Annotated in this window: 27 protein-coding genes and 1 riboswitch; of the genes, 20 read left to right on the top strand and 7 right to left on the bottom strand. The window is 57.8% G+C overall.

Going from position 1 to position 22,103, the window contains the following annotated elements; translation table 11 throughout:
• Positions 1 to 11 precede the first annotated feature (11 nt).
• Positions 12 to 596: a ubiquinol-cytochrome c reductase iron-sulfur subunit gene (gene petA, locus ACR0MP_RS16225; protein ID WP_170398293.1), complete on the bottom strand. Its 585-nt coding sequence runs from the start codon at positions 594 to 596 to the stop codon at positions 12 to 14.
• Positions 597 to 1,081: 485 nt separating this feature from the next.
• Here petA and ACR0MP_RS16220 point away from each other — a divergent pair, with 485 nt between their 5' ends.
• The gene (locus ACR0MP_RS16220; protein ID WP_170408146.1) at positions 1,082 to 1,528 is read left to right on the top strand and encodes a cytochrome c family protein; all 447 of its coding nucleotides are present in this window, start codon (positions 1,082 to 1,084) and stop codon (positions 1,526 to 1,528) included.
• 22 nt (positions 1,529 to 1,550) lie between these two features.
• Here the strand turns inward: ACR0MP_RS16220 and ACR0MP_RS16215 are convergent, their stop codons facing one another.
• Positions 1,551 to 2,165 carry an FMN-binding negative transcriptional regulator gene (locus tag ACR0MP_RS16215; protein ID WP_170737067.1) on the bottom strand — a complete coding sequence of 205 codons (615 nt, stop codon included), beginning with the start codon at positions 2,163 to 2,165 and terminating at the stop codon, positions 1,551 to 1,553.
• 55 nt (positions 2,166 to 2,220) lie between these two features.
• Positions 2,221 to 2,367, top strand: a riboswitch (FMN riboswitch).
• A gap of 72 nt (positions 2,368 to 2,439) precedes the next feature.
• Between ACR0MP_RS16215 and ACR0MP_RS16210 the strand changes: the two genes are divergently transcribed.
• The 5 genes from ACR0MP_RS16210 (at position 2,440) to cobO (ending at position 6,386) form a co-directional block, all read left to right on the top strand.
• Positions 2,440 to 2,880, top strand: coding sequence for a 6,7-dimethyl-8-ribityllumazine synthase (locus ACR0MP_RS16210; RefSeq protein ID WP_170613155.1), 441 nt, complete (start codon positions 2,440 to 2,442; stop codon positions 2,878 to 2,880).
• Positions 2,881 to 2,991: 111 nt separating this feature from the next.
• Entirely contained in the window at positions 2,992 to 4,092 is a 1,101-nt protein-coding gene (aroC, locus tag ACR0MP_RS16205) for a chorismate synthase (protein WP_170737069.1), read from the top strand.
• Complete coding sequence (locus ACR0MP_RS16200) at positions 4,076 to 4,738, top strand: HD domain-containing protein (protein ID WP_170737071.1); 663 nt, start codon at positions 4,076 to 4,078, stop codon at positions 4,736 to 4,738. Before aroC ends, ACR0MP_RS16200 begins: the two co-directional genes overlap by 17 nt.
• A 54-nt stretch (positions 4,739 to 4,792) precedes the next feature.
• Positions 4,793 to 5,728, top strand: coding sequence for a DMT family transporter (locus ACR0MP_RS16195; protein ID WP_170636647.1), 936 nt, complete (start codon positions 4,793 to 4,795; stop codon positions 5,726 to 5,728).
• Positions 5,729 to 5,786: 58 nt separating this feature from the next.
• Positions 5,787 to 6,386 carry a cob(I)yrinic acid a,c-diamide adenosyltransferase gene (gene cobO, locus ACR0MP_RS16190; protein ID WP_170625409.1) on the top strand — a complete coding sequence of 200 codons (600 nt, stop codon included), beginning with the start codon at positions 5,787 to 5,789 and terminating at the stop codon, positions 6,384 to 6,386.
• Here the strand turns inward: cobO and ACR0MP_RS16185 are convergent.
• From ACR0MP_RS16185 to ACR0MP_RS16170, 4 genes are all read right to left on the bottom strand, one after another.
• A complete protein-coding gene (locus ACR0MP_RS16185) occupies positions 6,383 to 6,592 on the bottom strand; it encodes a hypothetical protein (RefSeq protein WP_170408136.1) in 210 nt (69 codons plus the stop codon). The two genes, cobO and ACR0MP_RS16185, sit on opposite strands and share 4 nt — an antisense overlap.
• A 268-nt stretch (positions 6,593 to 6,860) precedes the next feature.
• Positions 6,861 to 7,226 (bottom strand): SPW repeat domain-containing protein, encoded by a 366-nt coding sequence (locus ACR0MP_RS16180; RefSeq protein WP_170408134.1) that lies wholly within the window; start codon positions 7,224 to 7,226, stop codon positions 6,861 to 6,863.
• Between the two features lie 111 nt (positions 7,227 to 7,337).
• A complete protein-coding gene (locus ACR0MP_RS16175; protein ID WP_170408132.1) occupies positions 7,338 to 8,288 on the bottom strand; it encodes an AraC family transcriptional regulator in 951 nt (316 codons plus the stop codon).
• Positions 8,289 to 8,404: 116 nt separating this feature from the next.
• Positions 8,405 to 9,271, bottom strand: a complete 867-nt coding sequence (locus ACR0MP_RS16170) for a branched-chain amino acid aminotransferase (protein WP_480887265.1) — start codon at positions 9,269 to 9,271, stop codon at positions 8,405 to 8,407.
• A gap of 158 nt (positions 9,272 to 9,429) precedes the next feature.
• Between ACR0MP_RS16170 and ACR0MP_RS16165 the strand changes: the two genes are divergently transcribed.
• The 14 genes from ACR0MP_RS16165 to ACR0MP_RS16100 all read left to right on the top strand — a co-directional run bounded on the left by ACR0MP_RS16165 (position 9,430) and on the right by ACR0MP_RS16100 (position 21,305).
• Positions 9,430 to 9,942: a MarR family winged helix-turn-helix transcriptional regulator gene (locus tag ACR0MP_RS16165; RefSeq protein ID WP_480887267.1), complete on the top strand. Its 513-nt coding sequence runs from the start codon at positions 9,430 to 9,432 to the stop codon at positions 9,940 to 9,942.
• A complete protein-coding gene (locus tag ACR0MP_RS16160) occupies positions 9,939 to 10,640 on the top strand; it encodes a response regulator (RefSeq protein ID WP_170513633.1) in 702 nt (233 codons plus the stop codon). The genes ACR0MP_RS16165 and ACR0MP_RS16160 overlap by 4 nt, the downstream gene beginning before the upstream one ends.
• Positions 10,641 to 10,709: 69 nt before the next feature.
• Positions 10,710 to 11,636 carry a histone deacetylase family protein gene (locus tag ACR0MP_RS16155; protein ID WP_480887269.1) on the top strand — a complete coding sequence of 309 codons (927 nt, stop codon included), beginning with the start codon at positions 10,710 to 10,712 and terminating at the stop codon, positions 11,634 to 11,636.
• Entirely contained in the window at positions 11,633 to 11,875 is a 243-nt protein-coding gene (locus ACR0MP_RS16150) for an exodeoxyribonuclease VII small subunit (RefSeq protein WP_010443127.1), read from the top strand. The genes ACR0MP_RS16155 and ACR0MP_RS16150 overlap by 4 nt, the downstream gene beginning before the upstream one ends.
• Positions 11,876 to 12,742 (top strand): polyprenyl synthetase family protein, encoded by an 867-nt coding sequence (locus ACR0MP_RS16145; protein WP_170425564.1) that lies wholly within the window; start codon positions 11,876 to 11,878, stop codon positions 12,740 to 12,742.
• 14 nt (positions 12,743 to 12,756) lie between these two features.
• Complete coding sequence (dxs, locus tag ACR0MP_RS16140) at positions 12,757 to 14,685, top strand: 1-deoxy-D-xylulose-5-phosphate synthase (RefSeq protein ID WP_480887271.1); 1,929 nt, start codon at positions 12,757 to 12,759, stop codon at positions 14,683 to 14,685.
• Positions 14,686 to 14,825: 140 nt separating this feature from the next.
• A complete protein-coding gene (napF, locus tag ACR0MP_RS16135) occupies positions 14,826 to 15,335 on the top strand; it encodes a ferredoxin-type protein NapF (protein WP_480887273.1) in 510 nt (169 codons plus the stop codon).
• Positions 15,332 to 15,604: a chaperone NapD gene (locus ACR0MP_RS16130; RefSeq protein WP_170425561.1), complete on the top strand. Its 273-nt coding sequence runs from the start codon at positions 15,332 to 15,334 to the stop codon at positions 15,602 to 15,604. The genes napF and ACR0MP_RS16130 overlap by 4 nt, the downstream gene beginning before the upstream one ends.
• A gap of 17 nt (positions 15,605 to 15,621) precedes the next feature.
• Complete coding sequence (gene napA / locus ACR0MP_RS16125) at positions 15,622 to 18,114, top strand: nitrate reductase catalytic subunit NapA (RefSeq protein ID WP_170398190.1); 2,493 nt, start codon at positions 15,622 to 15,624, stop codon at positions 18,112 to 18,114.
• Between the two features lie 27 nt (positions 18,115 to 18,141).
• Positions 18,142 to 18,960 carry a ferredoxin-type protein NapG gene (napG, locus tag ACR0MP_RS16120; RefSeq protein ID WP_170737076.1) on the top strand — a complete coding sequence of 273 codons (819 nt, stop codon included), beginning with the start codon at positions 18,142 to 18,144 and terminating at the stop codon, positions 18,958 to 18,960.
• Positions 18,957 to 19,868: a quinol dehydrogenase ferredoxin subunit NapH gene (gene napH / locus ACR0MP_RS16115; protein WP_480887274.1), complete on the top strand. Its 912-nt coding sequence runs from the start codon at positions 18,957 to 18,959 to the stop codon at positions 19,866 to 19,868. Before napG ends, napH begins: the two co-directional genes overlap by 4 nt.
• A 12-nt stretch (positions 19,869 to 19,880) precedes the next feature.
• Positions 19,881 to 20,315: a nitrate reductase cytochrome c-type subunit gene (locus ACR0MP_RS16110; RefSeq protein WP_170398181.1), complete on the top strand. Its 435-nt coding sequence runs from the start codon at positions 19,881 to 19,883 to the stop codon at positions 20,313 to 20,315.
• Positions 20,316 to 20,341: 26 nt separating this feature from the next.
• Positions 20,342 to 21,046, top strand: a complete 705-nt coding sequence (locus ACR0MP_RS16105) for a NapC/NirT family cytochrome c (RefSeq protein WP_170398176.1) — start codon at positions 20,342 to 20,344, stop codon at positions 21,044 to 21,046.
• A gap of 1 nt (position 21,047) precedes the next feature.
• Positions 21,048 to 21,305: a hypothetical protein gene (locus ACR0MP_RS16100; RefSeq protein ID WP_170408114.1), complete on the top strand. Its 258-nt coding sequence runs from the start codon at positions 21,048 to 21,050 to the stop codon at positions 21,303 to 21,305.
• Between the two features lie 33 nt (positions 21,306 to 21,338).
• Here ACR0MP_RS16100 and ACR0MP_RS16095 read toward each other — a convergent pair whose 3' ends face one another.
• A complete protein-coding gene (locus ACR0MP_RS16095) occupies positions 21,339 to 22,040 on the bottom strand; it encodes a Crp/Fnr family transcriptional regulator (protein WP_170398170.1) in 702 nt (233 codons plus the stop codon).
• Positions 22,041 to 22,103 lie beyond the last annotated feature (63 nt).

The raw sequence follows: 22,103 nt of genomic DNA, 5'->3' as shown, positions 1-22,103 counted from the left end.
TTAGGTCTCCCTTAGCCGAGCTTGATGGTGGTGGCGTCTACCCATTCAACGGGCGGAATGGGCAGGTTTTCAGGCGCGGGGCCTTTGCGGATACGACCGGCAAGATCGTAGTGCGAGCCGTGGCAGGGGCAGAACCAACCGCCAAAGTCGCCAGCATCGCCAAGCGGCACACAACCCAGGTGTGTACAAACACCCATCTGAACGATCCACGCCCCTTCTCCTTCGCCTTCGGGCGAAGGCATGACGCGATTGGCGTCGGTCGCTGGTGCGTCGGCGTTCAAATTGAAGTTGCGAGCCAGCGGGTCAGGCAGCGCGTCGACACCTTCAGCGTCCTGCTCCTGAGCTTCCTGAATCTCGGCACCTGTGCGGTGACGGATGAAAACAGGCTTACCCAACCACTTTGCAGTCAGCTGCGTACCCGGCTCTACCCCGCTTACATCCACACGGATCGAGGACAGCGCCTGGACGTCTGCCGATGGGTTCATTTGATTTACCAGGGGCCAAACGGCAGCCCCGGTGGCAACGACACCTGCGCCGCCAGCGACGTAGTAGAGGAAATCTCTGCGGGTGCCTTCGTGGTCTTCAGCTTGGGACACGAGGTTATCTCCGATTATCTGGCGCCCGCGAACGGGCATAAAGCTCGCGCACCGCACAAGTGCGGCGTCTTAAACGGGGTATCTATCGGGGAGAATAGAGTTCGTCCAGCGCTCTTAAACGCGCAATACGCCGCATCTAAGCATTCATGTCACGGTGAAAGGGCAAAATTTCAATCTCAAATGCAGATTTTAACCCTCAGAGCGGCGAATTGGCGCCAGGCAGGCGGGACGTGATTCGGCATCGACCCGCGCTGGTAGATCCCCAAATTGAAATCTCCTCACCCTATGCGAACGCCGCCGATTTCACGTGCATCTCTACCTTAGGAACACTGTATTCCTTCTATTTTAGCGCGATACGATTCCTCTTAAATTATTAATATAAAATAGATATTTCAAACACGTGATTATCTACCAGAATTCGATTGCACTCTAAACGGGAATGCGTGAAAGGCCATAGGCGCAATATTCCCAGCCGGAGATGTTCAATGCTCAAGATAGCAGCAACCGTAGTTTTTGTTTCGTTTCTGACTTCAGTACAGGCGATCGCAGCCGGCGATCCGGCGAAAGGCGAACAGCTCTATAACAGATGCTCTTCGTGCCATGCGATCATCAAAAATGGCGAGGTTCTGGTCAAAGGCGGCATCACCGGGCCGAATCTCTTTGGCGTAGTTGGCCGCACCGCCGGAACTGAGAACGATTATCTTTATGGAAGTAAACGTTTGCCCATCGGGATGTTCACCGACGACATGATCCGCGCCGGGCAAGAAGGGCTTGTGTGGACTGAAGAAAACATCGCCGCCTATTCTCGGGATCCGATTGGGTTCATCAAGGAATATCTGGATGATGACACCGCCCGCCCGAACATGAGCGTCAAGCTGAAAAAAGGCGCAGATGACATCGCTGCTTATCTCGCCACATTCAGCGCTCAATGAATGGAAGGCGAGAACGCGTGCCTCAGGCCTTGCGCATCAACGAGGCCAAGCGCGCCACCTCGCTGCCAAGTCCTGCTGAGTGCACGTGATCAGCCGCGCGATGTCGCGCCTCATCGGGTTTGTTCTGATTCAGCTTCCAAGTGCCGTCGATATCCGAGATCATGAGTCGGCAGGGAACGATCATGCGCATCATTCTATCCAGCGCGTCTGGTGTCATCTTAGACGCCAACCATGGCGGCTTTGGCAGCAGGCGATTTTCAAAGTCTGCCGCCTGCCGGTCGAGCAGATTTCGCAGGTCGTCCGTTGGCCGCATCTCAAGCACTCCAGTCAGATGCACCGCTACATAGTTCCAGGTCGGCACCTGATCATCGACTTCGTACCAGTCAGGCGAGATATACCCATCCGGCCCTAACACAGCGATCTTCGCAGGTTGCGGCTTTTTCAGCGCCCTAACAATCGGATTTGACCGGACCAGATGCAGGTCAGCCAATGAAGCATCCTCGTTCAGAAGAAAGGGAACGTGGCCTAACAACGGTGCATCCGATGTCGACACCGCCAGAACACCAAAGGCGCGGTCACGCGCAAACTCGATGTGACGCTCGCGCGTCTCGGCGCGAAAGGTGGGATTGGGATGCATATTCGTCCTCCTGCCAATTTCTCTTGCAGAAGCGATATCTCCTTGGCAAGGTCCCACTCGTTCTCAGGGCGGGGCGAAATTCCCCACCGGCGGTATGCGGGCATGACCCGTAAGCCCGCGAGCGGCCCCGGTCTCCGGGGTGTCAGCAGATCTGGTGAGAAGCCAGAGCCGACGGTTACAGTCCGGATGAAAGAGAACGTGCAGCACGCCGGTAATGCGGTGTGCCTGCTCGTGATCGCCTTGGGTGACGTGTCTGTTACGAAAGGAGATCATGATGACACACACCCGCTATGCTTTTGTCAAAGCCAACTGGCATTCAGATATCGTGGATCGCGCGCTGGATGGGTTTCTCGAACTAATTCCAGCCGATCAGGTTGATGTATTCGACGTTCCGGGCGCTTTCGAGATGCCCCTGCTGGCCCGTGACCTGGCGCAAACGGGGCGCTACGCCGCCGTAGCCTGCGCTGCCTTTGTAGTAGATGGCGGCATCTACCGGCATGACTTCGTCGCACAAGCGGTTGTCGATGGCTTGATGCGGGCCGGGCTCGATTCAGGTGTTCCGGTCCTGTCGGTCTCGCTGACACCGCATCAGTATCAGGAAACGGATCACCACAACGCCATCTATCGCGCGCATTTCATCGAGAAAGGGCGCGAGGCGGCACTTGCAGCGCTTAAGATCAACGCAACCCGCGCCGCGGTGGCTCAAGCCGCCTGATTTATTCCAATCGCGCCGCCCACAGGGCGGCGCTTGCTTCTCTGCAAATGCAAATCCGCTTGAGGACCAAGGCACTCCCCGCTAATCACATCGCTCAAAGGAGCATGCCCCATGTCGATGAACAGTTTTGGCCACCTCTTCCGCGTTACCACCTGGGGTGAAAGCCACGGGCCCGCTTTGGGTGCGACCATAGATGGCTGCCCTCCGGGCGTCACGATCGATGAAGGCATGATCCAGCATTGGCTGGACAAGCGCAAACCAGGTCAGAACAAATTCACCACACAGCGGCGCGAACCCGATCAGGTCAAAATCCTGTCTGGTGTTTTCGAAGGCCAGACCACAGGCACACCGGTGCAGTTGATGATCGAGAACACCGATCAGCGCTCGAAAGACTACGGCGACATCATGGACAAGTTTCGTCCGGGACACGCCGACATCACATACTGGCAGAAGTACGGGATCCGTGACTATCGCGGCGGCGGGCGCAGTTCGGCGAGGGAAACGGCATCACGTGTGGCAGCCGGAGGACTCGCGCGTGAGGCTATCCAACAGATCGCTCCGAATGTTCAGATCACTGGTTACATGACGCAGATCGGTCCGCACAAAATCAGTCGTGACAATATCGACTGGTCTCAGATCGAACAGAATCCGTTCTGGACCCCCGATGCCAAGGCTGCCGAGGATTGGGCGGCCTATCTGGACGACCTGCGCAAATCCGGCAACTCGGTCGGCGCAGTGGTCGAAGTGGTCGCGCGCGGCGTTCCGGCGGGGCTCGGCGCGCCGGTTTATGCCAAGTTAGACACTGATCTGGCTGCAGCCATGATGTCGATAAACGCCGTTAAAGGGGTCGAAATCGGTGAAGGCATGGGCGCCGCCGAACTGACCGGCGAGGCCAATGCTGACGAGATATTCATGGGACAGGACGGCCCTCAATACAGCTCGAACCACGCAGGCGGTATTCTGGGCGGCATTTCGACCGGCCAGGATGTTGTGGTGCGCTTTGCGGTCAAGCCGACCTCGTCCATTCTGACCACCCGCAAGACCATCACCAAATCCGGCGAAGAGACCGAGATCATTACCAAAGGCCGCCACGACCCCTGCGTCGGCATCCGCGCCGTTCCGGTAGGTGAGGCAATGATGGCTTGCGTGATACTTGATCACCTGCTCCTGCACCGTGGTCAAATCGGCGAGAACCGTGGACGGATTGGCTGATCTGCGCGCTTCGCTGCGCGCTGTCGTCAGGCAACGGATGCAGACGGATCCGGCGCATGATCTGGCGCACCTGGATCGGGTTTGGGTTAATGCGCAGGCGATTGCGGATGATGAAACCAACCCGCGTGTCTTGCTGGCGGCGTGTTATCTGCATGATCTGATCAACCTGTCAAAAGATGATCCGGATCGGCATCTGGCCTCGATGCGATCCGCCGCTGAATCAGAGCCTATTCTTCAAGAATTCGGCTATTCCACCACTGAAATTGGAGCCGTGCAGCACGCGATTGCCGCCCATAGCTTTTCGGCTAACATCCAGCCCGAAACACCCGAAGCGCGAATATTACGGGATGCCGATCGTCTGGATGCGTTGGGTGCTATCGGTATCGCCCGCAACTTTTCAGTATCGGGCGCCCTGGGACGCACCCTTTATGACCCGTCAGATCCGTTTGCCGAAAACCGTTTGCCGAATGACCTGATTTTTTCAATCGATCACTGGCAAATAAAATTGCTGCGCTTACCCAATGATATGCTGACGGAAAAAGGCAGGGCCATCGCGCAGGACCGAGCCGCGCGGATGATGAGGTTTCTAAAGGACCTGTCAGAGGAAATTGGAGCTCAGCTTCCACTAGACTGGTCCAATCTCTGATCCGGCAACTTTGGCCAGTTGATCTTTCCGCCTCAAAGGCGCAGGTTCGCGACCATGGCGAAATCCTTAACATCGCATCGTCCGGCATTGGCCGTGGCGCTCAAGCTTAGTGCGCTCGTGCTGTTCACGACGATGTCTGCATTGGTCAAGGCTTTGTCAGATGATTTCCCGCCGGGAGAGATGGTGTTTTTCCGCTCGCTTTTCGCGATTCCGGTTATCATCGCCTGGCTGGTCTGGCGACGAGAGCTGGTGCATGGCTTTGTCGTCAAGAAGCCGATGGGCCATTTCTGGCGCGGGGTTCTGGGAACCTCGGCCATGGGGCTGACCTTTACTGGTCTTAGCCTTTTGCCGCTGCCCGAGGTAACCGCCATCGGATATGCAACCCCGATCTTCACGCTGATTCTGGCTGCAATCATGTTGGGCGAGCGGATACGAATGATTCGTATCGGGGCCGTCGCGCTTGGCCTTGTCGGCGTTCTGATCATGATCTGGCCCCGGCTGGGTTCAGGCACTGCCGAAACCGCCGCAACAATAGGTGCGCTTTGCGTGCTGGCTGCAACCGTTGCCCGTGCCTTTGTGCAGATACATATTCGACAACTGGTACAGGTGGATCATCCCGCCGCAATCGTGTTCTATTTCTCTCTCACAGCGACCTTGCTTTCGGGTCTCACAGTGTTTTGGGGCTGGGTTATCCCGACATGGGAGCAAGCCGCATTGCTGGTGACAATCGGCCTGATCGGCGGAGTGGCGCAGATTCTGGTGACCTCGTCCTACAAGTTTGGACAAGCGTCAATGCTGGCACCTTATGACTACACCACAATGCTGTTCGCCATTGTCATTGGTTATTTCTGGTTCGATGAGTTGCCAACCCTTGTGATGCTGGGCGGCGCGGCATTGGTAATTGCAGGCAACGTCGTGGTGATCCTGCGTGAACGACAACTTGGCCTTGATCGGACCAAAGCGCGATCAGCAACGGATCCCAAAGCCTGACTTTACCTTTCGCAATCTTTCCCTAGGTTGGGTCGCGATACACCTATGAGGTTTCCCGATGAGCGACGCACAGAACCACAAAGAAAAGATGCAAGAGGTGCAAGCCAAGCACCGCAAGAAAGTCTCGGAAGCGGTCGATCCCGGCCGGGGACTGGTGCTGATCAATACAGGTAAGGGCAAGGGAAAATCCTCGGCTGCGTTTGGCGTGGTGATCCGGGCATTGGGCTGGGGCCAGAAAGTGGCTGTGGTTCAGTTCATCAAGGGCAAGTGGAAAACCGGTGAGCGCAGGTTCTTTGAGGGACGCGATCTGGTCACCTGGCACACGATGGGCGAAGGGTTTACCTGGGATACGCAGGACCGCGAGCGCGACATCGCGGCAGCGACTTCGGCCTTCAACAAGGCCTGTGATCTGATGAAAAGCGGCGACTACGATCTGGTTGTCCTCGACGAGATCAATATCGCCCTGCGCTACGAATACCTTTCAGTAGACACTGTTATTGAAGGGCTTCAGACCCGATCAGACAAAACCAGCGTGTTCCTGACTGGCCGGGATGCCCCGCAAGCCCTAAGGGACTATGCGGATCTGGTGACCGAGATGACCGAAGAAAAACACCCGTTTCAAGCCGGCATCAAAGCCCAACGTGGTGTGGATTTCTAGGCCCGCGCACCACCCTCATTCAGCGCGCGCATCGAATCGCGCCTGACTGCGTACATCTTTGCGGCTGAGCGTTCTTCGAGCGCCCGGCAGCGCTCGGCGTTGCAGGTCTTGTGATCGAGATAGGCCGCGACTTCTGAGGTTAGCGCGTCGCAATCACACGATGCACAGCAGGGGTCGGCCATCAGTTCTTCAAATCGATCACGCAATCGCGGGCTCCTTTGGTCGTTCCCGGGGCGATGGCGGGCTTTCACATCTGCTTTTGCTGAGCCCACAGATCGCCCCGGAACCAGTTGCTTGATGGTGTCATCTGGCGTTGCGTTATATCTGATGGTTTTTGTCGGAAAATTCAAGCCTGAAAATCTGATGCAAAAGGGGCGACCTATTGGGCAAATTTGGCCTTATTAGTGTCTAAAACAAAAAAGGGCCATCCGGATGCCCGCATGGCCCAGCTGATCGCTACGGTTCTGACTCACTTCAAGCAATAGCGCTCTGTTCGGGCGCGCTGAGCGAGATCACCACAACGACTGCGGCCCCGTTCACCCAGTAGAACAACGCATCAAGCCCAGAAAACCCAAACAGGCTGGGTGCCAAAAGGAACGTGACGCCGACAAGCAGATCAACAGCCAAGTGAAACTTGTATGGCAGAACCCGCCAAATCCCAAGGTGATGGTCTGTCAGAACGGTCAGTACGAATGCGGCAATGCCGGTCACAACGGACAGCCAGAGTGCCAGCGGGTTGGACTGGCCCAACCCCAGTACAAAAGGCAAAACCATCAGCGCAATCGCAACCGGGTAGTCAAGATAGGCATGGACAGAGCGGGTGACAAAACGCAGGGACATGTGAACTTCCTTTCTTCAATCAGTGATGATCAAAGATTAGGGGCGCGCGATTGAACGCAACATCCCAGTTCGTTTTGCATTTATTGCAGATCGTTCAATTGATCAGTACGATCAGTGCATCGCACGGTACGCGGCGGGCGACAGTCCGACCTGCTTCTTGAACACGCGTGAAAACGCAGCCTCGGACGCGTATCCCACTTCTGCTGCAGCATCCGCAACGTTCCAGCGATTTTCGGTCAACCCATGGCACGCGATCTGCATCCGCCAGTCCGTCAGGTACTGCATCGGGGTAGTCCCCATCTTTTGTGAGAAAAGCTGCGCAAATGCGGTGCGTGACATTGCTGCTTCTCGCGCGAGCATCGCAACGCTCCACTCCTGCGCCGGAGACTGGTGAAATGCTGTCAGCGCCCGCGAGATGCGCGGATCGGCAAATCCGGCAAGTGCGGCATCATGAGGACTTTGATGTTCAAGGTATGCCCGGATCGCTTGCGCAAACAGCACTTCGGACAGTTTCAGCGCGATCAGGTCACCGCCGATACGAGCACCGGACACTTCAGATCCGATCATACGCAATGTCGCCTCGATCCAGGCACCCGCTTCTTCACCGTAATTCTCGATCAGTATAAAAGGTGGCAACCGGTCGATCAGCATATGACCGGTTCCGTTTCGCCCGGCTGGCCCGGTGAATGAGAAATGTCCGCAAATCAGTTGCGTATCGCGCTCGTCTTCCTCACCGCCATAGACCAGGACACCATCGCCTTTGTAGCCTGACAGCTCTAACACCCGCTCAAGGGGCAAGGCATCATAGGGTTTGACTTCATTACACAGCAGCGCATGCGGCGCACCGTGGGGAATAAGAATCAGATCACCCTGCCGCAACCGCAAGGTCTCGCCGGTTGTTGGCAGGTGCACCTTCAATTCACCGCGTTGCACAAAGTGAAACCGGGCCACGTTCTCGAAGCCCGGCACCTGTATCCCAAACGGCGGAGTAAAGGATGTGCGGAAATAAAATGTGCCACGCAGAGAAAGGCGTGTAAGGATATCGCTGAGAAGATCTAACATGAGCCAACGATACGGCTTGGCCCGGCAGCGTCCATACCTTCGAACAATCTGCATGCATATTTGCATGATCTGCAATCAAAACCCCCGCCTGAGCGGGGGTTCAATACGGTGTTAACTTACGCGCGGACCAATTTCTCATAATCTTCGGCGATTTCGCGGGTCAGATCGCCAACCTCGAAGGTATATTCGCCGATCTGCCCGACAGGTGTAACCTCGGCTGCAGTGCCAGTCAGCCAGCATTGCTCGAAATCGGCCATCTCCTCGGGACGGATCCGACGTTCATGAACAGTGATGCCCTTGTCTTTCAGCATCTGGATCACCGTCTGACGAGTGATGCCGTTGAGGAAGCAATCGGCCAGCGGGGTGTGCACTTCGCCATCCTTAACGAAGAAGACATTTGCCCCCGTCGCCTCGGCGACGTTGCCATTATAATCCATGAACAAAGCGTCCGAGCAGCCTTTGGCCTCAGCTTTGTGTTTGGAAATGGTGCAGATCATGTAAAGACCTGCTGCCTTGGCATGGACTGGAATGGTTTCCGGGCTTGGTCGTTTCCACTCGGCGATGTCCAACTTGGCGCCTTGCATCTTAGCGTCACCGTAATAGGCACCCCAAGGCCAAACAGCGATGGCCATCCGAACCGGGTTTTTGGCGGACGCCACACCCATATCCTCGCCCGAACCGCGCCAGACCAGCGCACGTACATACGCATCTTGAAGACCACTGGCTTTGAGCGCTTCTTCCTTGGCGGCCTCGATCTCATCGACCGAGTATGGCATCGGCATATCCAGCGCCTCTGCCGACGCGATCAGGCGTTCGGAATGTTCGCGGCTTTTGAAGATCTTGCCGTTGTAAGCGCGCTCACCCTCGAACACCGAAGACGCATAATGCATCGCGTGGGACAGGATGTGCACATTGGCCTCACGCCAGGGCACCAATTCGCCATCCATCCAGATGACACCGTCGCGATCGTCATATCCAGCCATGCGAAACCTCCTGAACCGGTCGATATTTCCGAATGTTGCGCCGCTTAGGTCCGTATCGGACACAATGTTGCGCAAAAACTGCGATTCGATACCTGCGCGCTCTTGGAATGTCAATAAGGCTGACATAAAGTCAGGTTATATTGCGAATGAGGCCCAACATGACCGACATCCGTCCCGCCCCGGTCTTTGGCGGAGAAAGCCTGTTGTTTCTGACAGATGAACAACTGAGGCAGGGCATCGAGGCCATGTTTTTTGCCTATCGAGGTTTTACCGCTGATCCTGATCGCATCCTGACTGAATTGGCCTATGGCCGGGCGCATCACCGGGCCATCCACTTTATCAACCGAGCGCCGGGAACGACGGTGAACAATCTGCTGGCCATATTGGGTGTCACGAAGCAATCGCTGAATCGCGTCTTGCGCAGCCTGATTGAAGATGGGTTGGTAGAAAGCCGGGTCGGAACAGTGGACAAACGCGAACGCCACCTATTTCTGACGGATAAAGGAAAGGCACTCGAGGCCAGACTATCTGACGCCCAGCGCGCCCGGATGCGTGCGGCCTACAAAGATGCGGGCCCCGAAGCGGTGGCCGGGTTTCGCAAAGTGCTTGAAGCGATGATGGATGCTGATATGCGTCGTGCATATACGAAACTGCGGGATACGACTTCATGAGCGAAATGGACGCCCATCTTCTGATCGTCGACGATGACGAGCGTATTCGTGATTTGCTCAAGAAATTCCTGATGCGCAGCGGTTTTCTTGTAACCGCGGCGCGGGATGCAGCGCACGCACGGCGGGTTTTGTCGGGGCTCGATTTCGACTTGATTGTACTGGATGTGATGATGCCCGGCGAAGACGGCGTTAGCCTGACCCGATCCCTGCGCGACACCCATTCCACCCCGATCCTGCTTTTGACGGCCAAAGGCGAGACCGAGCATCGGATTGCCGGGCTTGAGGCAGGCGCAGATGACTATCTGGCCAAGCCATTCGAGCCGAAAGAATTGCTGCTGAGGATCAACGCCATTCTGCGTCGGATGCCAGAGACGCCCGCGCAAGACACAGCAGCAAAAATTCTGCATCTTGGACCCATTCGCTATGATATCGAACGCGGTGAGATGTGGCAGGGCGAAGACCCGGTGCGCCTAACCGCGACCGAAAGCCAGTTGATGAAAATATTCTCGGCTCAACCCGGCGAACCGATCAGCCGAGCCAAGCTGGTCGAAGATCTGGGGCGTGACAAAGGTCAGGCACAGGAGCGCGCTGTGGACGTACAGATCACCCGCTTGCGTCGGAAGCTTGAGCAAGATCCGAAGCAACCCCGGTATCTGCAGACCGTACGGGGTGCAGGGTATATGTTGGCACCGGATTGATTTTGCCGCTGCGCGGCGATTTTAAGCCTTCGGCGAAGGTATTTTTAGCGAGATGAAGATGGGATCCTGATGAAAACCGCCCTTTTGACCCATGCAGATTGTTTGCACCATGTGACACCTGAGGGACATCCGGAACGGGTGGCGCGGTTGGAGCATATCCTGCATGCGCTTGAGAGGCTGGATCTTCAGCGTGTGACGGCGCCGTTGGCGGCGGATGATGATCTGCTAAGGGTGCATCCGCAGAACCATATCAGCGATATTCTCGACCATAGGCCCCCGGATGGGTTCAAGCAGATTGATGGGGATACGTTCATGTCTCCGGGATCTGTTGATGCGGCCTATCGTGCGGCGGGCGCGGTGGTGCGGGCCGTTGATTTGGTACTGACCGGCGAAGCGCCGAACGCGTTTTGCGCTATTCGGCCTCCGGGGCATCATGCCGAGACCGAGACGGCCATGGGGTTCTGCCTGTTTGGGAATGCCGCGCTGGCTGCAAAGCACGCGTTGGATCATCACGGGTTGAATCGCGTGGCAGTGGTGGATTTCGACGTGCATCATGGCAATGGCACGCAAGACCTGCTGTGGGATGAGAAACGCGCTTTGGTGATTACCAGCCAGCAGATGCCCTTGTGGCCGGGCTCGGGCCGCCCGGATGAGACCGGGGCCTATGAGACGGTTTTGAATATTCCTTTAGCCCCAGGCACAGGCGGAGCGGAGATGCGGGCCGTTTATGAAACGCAAGCTTTTCCACGACTGCGGGAATTCAAACCAGAACTGATCATTATCTCTGCCGGGTTCGACGCGCATCAGGATGATCCGTTGGCCAATCTCAACTGGTCCACCGGCGATTTCGCCTGGATCACGGCGGAGCTGTGCAAGATTGCTGATGAGGTGTGTGATGGCCGTATCGTCTCGACTCTGGAAGGCGGGTATGATCTGAACGCACTGGCCGAGGCGACACGCGCCCATGTGGAAGAACTGATAAAGGCAGCACGATGACCGATACCCCAGTTGAACAGATGACGTTCGAACAAGCGATGAAAGAGCTTGAGGCCGTGGTTGGCCAGTTGGAACGTGGTGATGTGGCGCTGGATCAATCGATTGCGCTGTACGAACGTGGCGCCGCATTGAAGAAGCGCTGCGAGGATGAGTTGAAGCGTGCTGAGGAAAAAGTGGCCGCGATCACTCTGGACGCAGATGGCCAGCCAACCGGGACGACGCCTGTCGAAGGTCAGTAAATGTTTCGTGAAAAGCTGGCACAGGATGCCGCGCTGATTCAGAGCCATTTCGATCTGGTTCTGAGCGCGCTGGATGATCTGGATGTGACACGGGCCATGGCCTATGCCACCGAGGGCGGCAAGCGTCTGCGAGGGTTTCTGGTATTGGAAAGCGCGCGGTTGCTTGGCGTCGATACAGCTCGGGCAATCTGGCCAGCGACAGGTATTGAAGCGCTGCATGCATACTCTCTGGTCCATGACGACCTGCCTTGCATGGATGATGACGACCTGAGGCGTGGACGCCCGACGGTGCACGTGAAATGGGATGAGGGCACCGCCGTTCTGGCCGGGGATGCGCTGCAGACACTTGCGTTTGAGCTTTGCGCTCGACCAGAGGTTGGAAACGCTGAAATACGCGCTGAACTGGCTCTAACGCTGGCAAAAGCGAGCGGCGCACAGGGTATGGTTCTGGGTCAGGCGCTGGATATCGCCGCTGAGACGGCGGCGGAGCCGCTGACACTGGATGAGATTACACATCTGCAAGCGGGCAAGACCGGTGCGTTGATCGAATGGTCCGCCTGCGCGGGTGCGCGATTGGCGCAGGCCGATCCCACCCCCTTGCGCCAATATGCCCAGGCGCTTGGGCTTGCCTTTCAGATCGCGGATGACATTTTGGATGTCGAAGGAGATGCCGAAAAGGCCGGAAAGCGGCTGCAGAAAGACGCCGAGGCGGGCAAAGCGACCTTTGTCTCGCTACTTGGTCTGGACGCCGCCAGATCCCGTGCAATTGAGCTTGTGGATCAGGCTTGTGCTGCGCTGGACGAACATGGCCCCGCTGCAGAAACCTTGAAGCAGGCTGCCCGCTTCGTTATTGCCCGGGACAGCTAAGCCAGGAACGCCAAATGTCTGACCGCCCGAATACGCCCTTGTTGGACCTTGTGAGCCGCCCAGCGGATCTGAAGCAGTTTTCAGATGCGCAGTTGCATCAGGTCGCACATGAGTTGCGGGCCGAGACGATTTCAGCAGTTTCGGTGACCGGAGGGCATCTGGGCGCGGGTCTGGGTGTCGTCGAGCTGACCACGGCGCTGCACGCGGTATTCGACACGCCACGAGACAAGATCATCTGGGACGTAGGTCACCAGTGTTATCCGCACAAGATTCTGACAGAACGCCGGGACCGAATTCGCACCCTGCGCACAAAAGACGGCCTAAGCGGATTCACCAAGCGCAGTGAAAGCGCCTATGATCCATTCGGCGCTGCACATTCCAGTACTTCGATCAGTGCCGCGCTAGGCTTTGCTGTCGCGCGTGATCTGGGCGGCGTTACGCCTGAAGGGCTGGGCGATGCGATCGCTGTGATCGGCGATGGCTCTATGTCCGCCGGCATGGCCTTTGAGGCGATGAACAACGCAGGCCACCTGAAGAAACGCTTGATCGTAATTCTCAATGACAATGAGATGAGCATTGCACCGCCGGTGGGTGCCCTATCGAACTATCTATCGCGCATCTATGCCGAAGAACCGTTTCACGATCTGAAAGCTGCTGCCAAAGGTGCGGTGTCGTTGCTGCCGGAACCCTTCCGCGAAGGGGCAAAGCGCGCCAAGGATATGCTGAAGGGCATGGCCATGGGCGGGACGCTATTTGAAGAGCTCGGCTTTTCCTATCTCGGCCCCATCGACGGGCATGATCTGGACCAGTTGCTGCCGGTTCTGCGTGCGGTCAAGGCGAAGGCAAGCGGACCGATCCTGATCCATGTGCTGACCAAGAAAGGCAAGGGGTATGCCCCCGCCGAACAGGCCCGCGACAAGGGTCACGCGACCGCCAAGTTCGATGTGGTGACGGGCGAGCAGAAAAAGGCGCCTTCGAACGCGCCTTCCTATACCTCGGTCTTTGGCACGACACTGGTCGATGAAGCAGCGCGGGATGACAAGATCGTCGCGGTTACAGCCGCGATGCCGGACGGGACCGGGCTGAACCTGTTTGCCGAGCGCTATCCGTCGCGCTGTTTCGACGTAGCGATTGCCGAACAGCATGGCGTGACCTTCTCGGCTGCGTTGGCCGCCGGGGGAATGAAGCCTTTCTGTGCGATGTATTCAACCTTCCTGCAGCGTGGCTATGATCAGGTTGTGCATGATGTGGCGATCCAACGCCTGCCGGTGCGATTTGCCATCGACCGTGCGGGTCTGGTTGGGGCAGACGGTGCGACCCATGCGGGGTCGTTTGATATTGCTTACATGGCCAACCTTCCGGGTATGGTTGTCATGGCGGCTGCAGATGAGGCCGAATTGATGCACATGGTCGCCACTGCGGTGGCACATGACGATGGCCCGATCGCTTTCCGGTATCCTCGCGGCGAAGGAGCGGGCGTTGATCTGCCCGAGCGCGGAGAAATATTGGAGATCGGCAAGGGCCGATTGATCCAGAAAGGTGCCCGGGTGGCGCTGCTGTCTTTCGGTACGCGGCTGGCCGAAGTGCAGAAAGCAACAGAGGCGCTGTCGGCGCGCGGGATCAAGCCCACCATCGCCGATGCACGCTTTGCCAAACCGCTGGATCGGGACCTGATCCTTGATCTGGCTGCCAATCACGAGGCACTGATCACCATCGAGGAAGGGGCCATCGGCGGCTTTGGCAGCCATGTTGCGCAATTGCTTGCGGATGAGGGCGTGTTTGACGAAGGGTTGAAGTATCGCTCGATGGTGCTGCCGGATATCTTCATCGATCAGGCGAGCCCGGCGGATATGTACGCCGTCGCAGGAATGAACGCAGAACAGATCGAGGCAAAGGTGCTTTCGGTTCTTGGCGTTGCTACAATCGGTGAGAAACGCGCCTGATATTCGGGTGTTGCCGCCCCTGGATGCTGATAAAATAAGCAGTTCAAAAATGATCTAGGTCAATTCCTTACACGCTGTGCTACGCTAACACCCGAGTCAGGCAGGCCAACCCCTGTCGATCACTCAAAGGTCGCGAGCGAATGAACAAGCTAGCCAGCCGACGCGCATTCCTGAAAGGGAAAGTGCTGCGCGAGGATACATCAGCCATCCACCCACCGGGTGCGGTGACCGAGTTTCTTGAGCTTTGCACTCAATGCGACGAATGCCGCGAGGCCTGCCCTGAAGATATCATCCGTTTCGACGCGCAAGGCTGGCCTGTTGTGCAATTGGACGCAGGCCCATGCACATTTTGCGGTGATTGCGCCAATGCTTGCCCGACCGGGGCGCTGAATCCTGAACACGTGGCTGATTGGCCTTGGCGCGCTGCGGTGTCGGCCTCTTGCCTGTCGATGAATGGTGTCAGCTGTCGGGTTTGTCAGGATGTCTGCGACCACAACGCGATCCGCTTTCGGCTGCAAACCGGTGGTCGTGCTGAACCTCAACTCGACACCGATGTTTGTACCGGCTGTGGCGCTTGTGCCAGCGCCTGTCCTGCCGGTTCTGTCAGCTTTGAACGCCACACCCCGCCCACTCAGGAGGTAGCCTTATGAATATCTGTGGATGCCTCGTCCATGTAACCCCCGAAACCACGCAGAGTGCACAGGCCGCGATTGCAGGTACAAACGGGGCAGAAGTTCACGCGGCATCCGAGGATGGCCGCATTGTTGTTGTGGTCGAGGATACGCCGGAAAAAATGGCGTCCGAGACGATCATGGATCTGCACCAGATCCCGGGTGTGATCTCTCTGACCCTGACCTACCACCATTTCGAAGACCTCGCGGAGACCCGTCCGCACCTTAACGCTTCTCGCCAGATCTAAAGCCGGAGACCCATGTCATGACCATCTCTGAATCCCGCCGGACCTTTTTGAAATCAACCGCCGCCGCTGCGACAGCATCAGCCGCAGGACTTCCCCTTGCGACCGGACAAGCCAGCGCTCAGGTCGGCAACCCTGATATCCGTTGGGACAAAGCCGCCTGCCGGTTCTGCGGCACCGGATGCTCGGTTCTGGTTGGCACCAAAGACGGGCGCGTGGTCGCCACGCAAGGCGACCCGGATGCGCCGGTGAACCGCGGTCTGAACTGTATCAAGGGCTATTTCCTGTCCAAGATCATGTACGGCAAAGACCGCCTGACCACGCCGATGCTGCGCAAAACCAACGGCGAATATGACAAGAATGGTGAGTTCGAACCCGTCAGCTGGGACGAAGCCTTCGACGTCATGGCTGCCAAGTGGAAAGAGGCCCTTGCCAAGAAAGGCCCGACCAGTGTCGGCATGTTCGGTTCGGGCCAGTGGACCGTTTGGGAGGGCTACGCTGCTGCCAAGATGATGAAAGCCGGTTTCCGATCCAACAACATCGACCCCAACGCGCGCCATTGTATGGCCTCGGCGGTTGTCGGCTTCATGCGCACCTTCGGCATTGATGAACCAATGGGCTGCTATGACGATTTCGAGCACGCAGACACATTCGTGCTCTGGGGCTCGAACATGGCCGAGATGCACCCGATTCTGTGGTCACGCCTGACCGACACGCGTCTGACCAAACCGGGATCCGAAGTGCATGTACTGTCGACCTATGAACACCGCTCGTTCGAGTTGGCCGACAATGGAATGGTCTTTGCGCCGCAGACCGATCTGGCGATCCTGAACTATATCGCCAACTACATTATCCAGAACGGCGCGGTGAACGAAGAGTTCGTCAACAAACACGTCAACATCACCAAGACCGCCACCGATATTGGCTATGGACTGCGCGATAACAACCCGCTGCAGGAAGAGGCAGAGAATCCAAACTCTGGCAAGATGGAGCCGATCAGCTTCGAAGAATATGCCGAAGCGGTATCGGAATACACGCTGGAATACACATCGGAACTCTCCGGTGTTCCTGCCGCTCAGCTTGAGCGTCTGGCCCAGCAATATGCCGACCCCAACCGCAAGGTGATGAGCCTGTGGACCATGGGCTTCAACCAGCACACTCGCGGATCGTGGGTGAACTCGCTGATGTACAATGTGCACCTGCTGGTGGGTAAGATTTCCGAACCCGGAAACTCGCCCTTCTCGCTGACCGGTCAACCTTCGGCCTGTGGTACGGCACGTGAGGTCGGAACCTTCGCTCACCGTCTGCCGGCTGATATGGTTGTGGCAAACGACAAACACCGCGAGATTTGCGAGACCGCGTGGAAAATTCCTGCGGGCACCATCCCACCCAAACCCGGGTTCCACGCCGTTTTGCAGCACCGCAAGCTGAAGGACGGCGATCTGAATGCCTATTGGGTGCAGTGCACCAACAACATGCAGGCCGCGCCTAATATCAACGAAGAAGGCTATCCCGGCTATCGCAACCCGGAGAACTTCATTGCCGTCTCCGATCCCTATCCTACTGTAACAGCCCTGTCGGCTGACCTGATCCTGCCTACCGCCATGTGGGTCGAGAAGGAAGGCGCCTATGGCAACGCCGAGCGTCGCACCCAATTCTGGCGGCAACAGGTCAAAGCGCCGGGCGAAGCGAAATCCGATCTGTGGCAGTTGATGGAGTTCTCCAAACGCTTCACCGTTGAAGAGGTTTGGGGCGAGGAACTGCTGGCGACCATGCCAGAACATCGTGGTAAGACCATGTATGACGTGCTGTTCGCCAATGGCACGATCGACAAGTTCCCGCTGTCAGAGACCGCAGAAGGATTCGACAACGACGAGTCCGAGCACTTTGGCTACTACGTGCAAAAGGGCCTGTTCGAGGAATATGCCGAGTTTGGGCGCGGCCACGCGCACGATCTGGCCCCATTCGAAACCTACCACCAGGCGCGTGGCCTGCGCTGGCCAGTCGTGGATGGTAAGGAAACACTGTACCGCTTCCGAGAAGGCTATGATCCGTATGTGCCTGAAGGCGAAGACGTGAAATTCTATGGCCATAAGGACGGCAAGGCCAAGATCATCTTCGCGCCATACGAACCCGCCCCCGAGGTACCGGATGAGGAATTCAACCTGTGGCTCTGCACAGGGCGTGTGCTGGAACATTGGCATTCAGGTTCGATGACCCGCCGCGTGCCCGAACTACACCGCTCCTATCCCGCCGCCGTTGTCTACATGCACCCGGACGATGCGCGCGACCGCGGTCTGCGCCGCGGGCAGGAGATCGTTCTTTCCACCCGCCGCGGCGAAGTTAACAGCCGGGTCGAAACCCGAGGCCGGAACAAAGTGCCGCGTGGCCTGGTGTTCATGCCATGGTTCGACGAAGGCCAGTTGACAAACAAGCTGACTTTGGACGCGACCTGCCCGCTCTCGAAAGAGACCGACTTCAAGAAATGCGCCTGTAAGGTCGAGCGCGCGTAAAAGGCTGGCAAGGCAAAGGTCGTCCCCATGTCTCGTGTTGGCACACCCCTTTCGCCGCAGCGGCGCCGGTTCCTGCAGGACTCGGCGCGCGCAGCGGGTGGTTGCGTAGCAGCCGGGTCTTTGCTGGCCTGGCTGGCGCGGGACGCACGGGCGTTGCCGGCCGAGGCGTTGCGCCCCCCCGGTGCCTTGCCGGAAAAAGACTTTCTGTCAGCCTGCATCCGCTGTGGTCTGTGCGTGAGAGAGTGTCCCTATGACACGCTGAAACTGGCCGAGCTGGGTGTCGATGCGGTGGCCACCGGCACGCCGTATTTCACCGCCCGTGATATCCCTTGCGAAATGTGTGACGACATCCCCTGTGTCGCTGCCTGCCCGACCGGGGCGCTGGACCCCGGCCTGGACAATATCGACGACGCCAAGATGGGTGTCGCCGTTCTGGTCGATCAGGAAAACTGCCTGAACTTCTTCGGCCTGCGCTGCGATGTCTGTTACCGCGTCTGCCCCGTCATCGACGAGGCCATTACGCTGGAGACCGAACACAACGCCCGCTCGGGCAGTCATGCAATCTTCATTCCAACCGTTCACGCCGATCATTGCACCGGCTGCGGCGTTTGCGAGAAAAGCTGCGTTCTGCCCGAAGCGGCGATCAAGGTGCTGCCCGCCCGATTGGCTCGGGGCAGCAGCGCCGATCACTACCGCAAGGGCTGGGAAGAGAAAGAAGCCAAAGGCGCGCCCGTCGTCGAAGGTATCATCGATTTGCCTGATCGCCTGCCGGGACCGGGCACCGATAACCTTGTCGCACCGGGCGGGTTTGAGCCCAGATTCAAATTGCCGGAGGTCACTCAATGACCGTCCGCACAAACATGCCGCTGGGGCATGAAGCTATCGCCGCCAAAGGTTGGCTGAGTGCCCATAAATACCTGCTGCTGCGCCGCGCCAGCCAAGTGTTCTTCCTGGTACTGTTCCTGTTGGGCCCGTGGTTCGGCATCTGGATCGTGCAGGGCACTCTGGCCGGGTCGCTGACCCTAGGCGTACTGCCCCTGACCGATCCGTTCGTCTTGCTGCAAAGTCTGATCGCAGGGCACTGGCCCGAGCTGACCGCCGCCATTGGTGCCGTCATCATTCTGGCGACCTACGCGTTGGTCGGAGGCCGCGTCTATTGCTCGTGGGTCTGCCCGATCAACCCTGTAACCGACGGCGCGCACTGGCTGCACCGCAAGCTGGGTCTGCAAAAAGGCTGGCAGCCCAAACGCGGAACGCGGCTGTGGATCATGGCCACTGTGCTGATCGTCTCTGGCCTGACTGGCGCAATTGCTTGGGAACTGGTCAACCCGATCACCATGCTGCATCGCGGGTTGATCTTTGGCATGGGCTTCGTCTGGGCGATGGTCGCCGCGATCTTCCTGTTTGACTTGCTTGTCTCGCGCCATGGATGGTGCGGCCATGTCTGCCCCGTAGGCGCATTCTACGGACTGGTGGGCAGCAAGGCGATGCTGCGGGTCAGCGCCGCCAATCGCAACGCCTGTGACGATTGCATGGACTGCTACGCGGTTTGCCCAGAAAACCATGTGATCTCTCCGGCGCTGAAAGGCAAAGACAACCCGCTGATCCTGTCGCCCGACTGCACCAATTGCGGTCGCTGCATCGATGTCTGCGCTGAAGACGTTTTCAAATTCACCCATCGGTTCGACGCCCTGACCGTCGCGCCGCCGGAATCAACCGCCGCGCCCCAGCCGCGCGCCTCAAGACCTTTTTGAAGGAGTGAGAAGATGAAAAAGCCGATCCTAGTGGGCCTTGCCCTGATCCCGCCGCTGCTCCTCGGTGGCCTGGCCCTCGCGCAGTCTGCCGGAGTTAACAGCCTACGCGGTGCCGAAGTCGATGAACCCGCCGTCCTGGATCAGGTGCATCGGACAGTCGAAGGCCGTATGCAGCGCAATTATCGCCAGCAGCCGCCGCTGATCCCACATTCGATCGAACAGTACCAGATCGACCTGCGTACCAATCAGTGCCTCTCCTGCCATGACTGGACCAAGGCTGGTGAACGCAACGCTCCGACGTTGTCGATGACTCACTATCTGGACCGCGAAGGGCGAGAGTTGGATCAGATCGCCGGCACACGGTATTTCTGCAATCAGTGCCACGTACCACAGGCCGATGCGCTGCCTCTGGTCGATAACACTTTTGAACCTTCCTCCGGAAACTGAACACAGGTCGAAAAGGAGAGCGCGACATGTCCGACTCCCAAGAAAAACAAGGACTCATCCGGCGCCTCTGGACCTGGTTCTGGAGCCCGATCGCCGTCCTCAGTGTCGGCTTTACACTACTGGCCGGGTTTCTGGCAGGCATCCTGTTCTGGGGTGGGTTCCACTGGGCACTGGAATTGACCAACACGGAAGAGTTCTGCGTATCCTGCCACACGATGGAAACCAATCTGGGCGAATATCGGGAAACGGTCCATTACAATAACGATTCCGGCGTGCGGGCCATCTGTTCCGATTGCCACGTCCCGGACGAGTGGAACCACAAGATCAAGGCCAAGATCATGGCCGTGAAGGACGTCTACCACGAACTGGCAGGCACCATCAGCACGAAAGAGAAGTATGAGGACCATCGTCTTTCCATGGCGTCGGCCGTATGGAAGAAGATGAAGGAATCCGACAGCCGCGAATGCCGCAACTGCCACAACTTTGACTATATGGACTTCACCCTTCAGGAAACCCGCGCAGCCAGCGAACACCAGCGCGCAATCGACACCGGCATGACCTGCATCGATTGCCACCAGGGCATCGCACACAGTCTCCCACCCAATTATTTGGAAACGTATGAGAAGATTGCGAAAGAGGTAGATGGTGAGGTTCTGCAGGAACACGCTGCAGCATCAGGGGACGACATCCGCGCGTTCCTGAACAAAAGCTCGGAACAAGGTGGGGACTGAGATGTTAGAGATACTTGGAACCATCGGCGGTAACGTACTGGGTCTGCCCGGCATTCTGGGTCTGGCACTGGGAATGATGACGCGCCAATACTGGTTGGGCGCACTGATGGGTGGATTGGTTGGCCTGATCGCGCCTCTGCTCTTTGCCGGTTGGCAGATTTCCCACGTTGGAACGATAGCGCTGCTGATCGCAATTATCGTTGGTCTCTGCGCCGGAAGTCTGGGCACCGCCATTCGCCGCAAGGGCGCAACCGTCTGAAGTGGTTGGTCGGGCCCGGCGGCAATTCCGGGGTCACCGCCCCCAGTTTTCCGCCGGATCGCTTTCCGCATAGTCCCGCAAAAGCGCGATATCCGAGATTTCGGCATGGTTGCGGTTGATCTTCACACCCACCGCCTTGAGCCGCGAAAACGCCCGGCTCAGGCTTTCCGGCTTCATCCCCAGACGGCCTGCGATGAGCATCTTGTCGTAGGGCAGCAAAACCTCGCATCCGCCTTTGTCGCTGTCGCAGAGATTCAACAAAAACTCGGCCACGCGTTGCGCTCCGGTCTGAGCCTTGAGTTGCTCTAGCTGCGCCACCAACGAGTGAAGATGGGTAAAGGTCGCGGCCAGAATAGAAATACCGATCTCAGGGTCCTCTCTCATCAATGAGATCAGGATCGGACTGGGGATATGCATGACATCACAGGCCGATACGGCCTCGGCGGAAACAGGATAGGGAACGTTACGCAGAGCTACGGCCTCACCAAAGCTGTCACCACGTTTGAAGACGCTCACGACGGCTTCGGCCCCGGTGGGGGTCATGCGGAACAGCTTGACCCAACCCTCAAGCACGACGTGGATGGCCTGCGCTTTTTCCTCCTGCAGGAATATTGTCTCACCACGGTCATACTGACGCCAGATCGCGTGGCTCAGCAGTGTTTCCACATGCTGTTCCGGTAAACTGCGCAGCAGCAGCGACTGACGTGCGATCGCTTTTTGTGCTTCGTGAGACAAGAGAATACCCCTGTTATTTCCTGCCGGCGCATGGGCGCGGTCTGTCCATCCCTGTTCCACGCT

Source organism: Ruegeria sp. K3, assembly GCF_056531845.1.
Note: the sequence above shows the minus strand (reverse complement) of the source record. Positions and strands in the feature narration are given on the sequence as shown.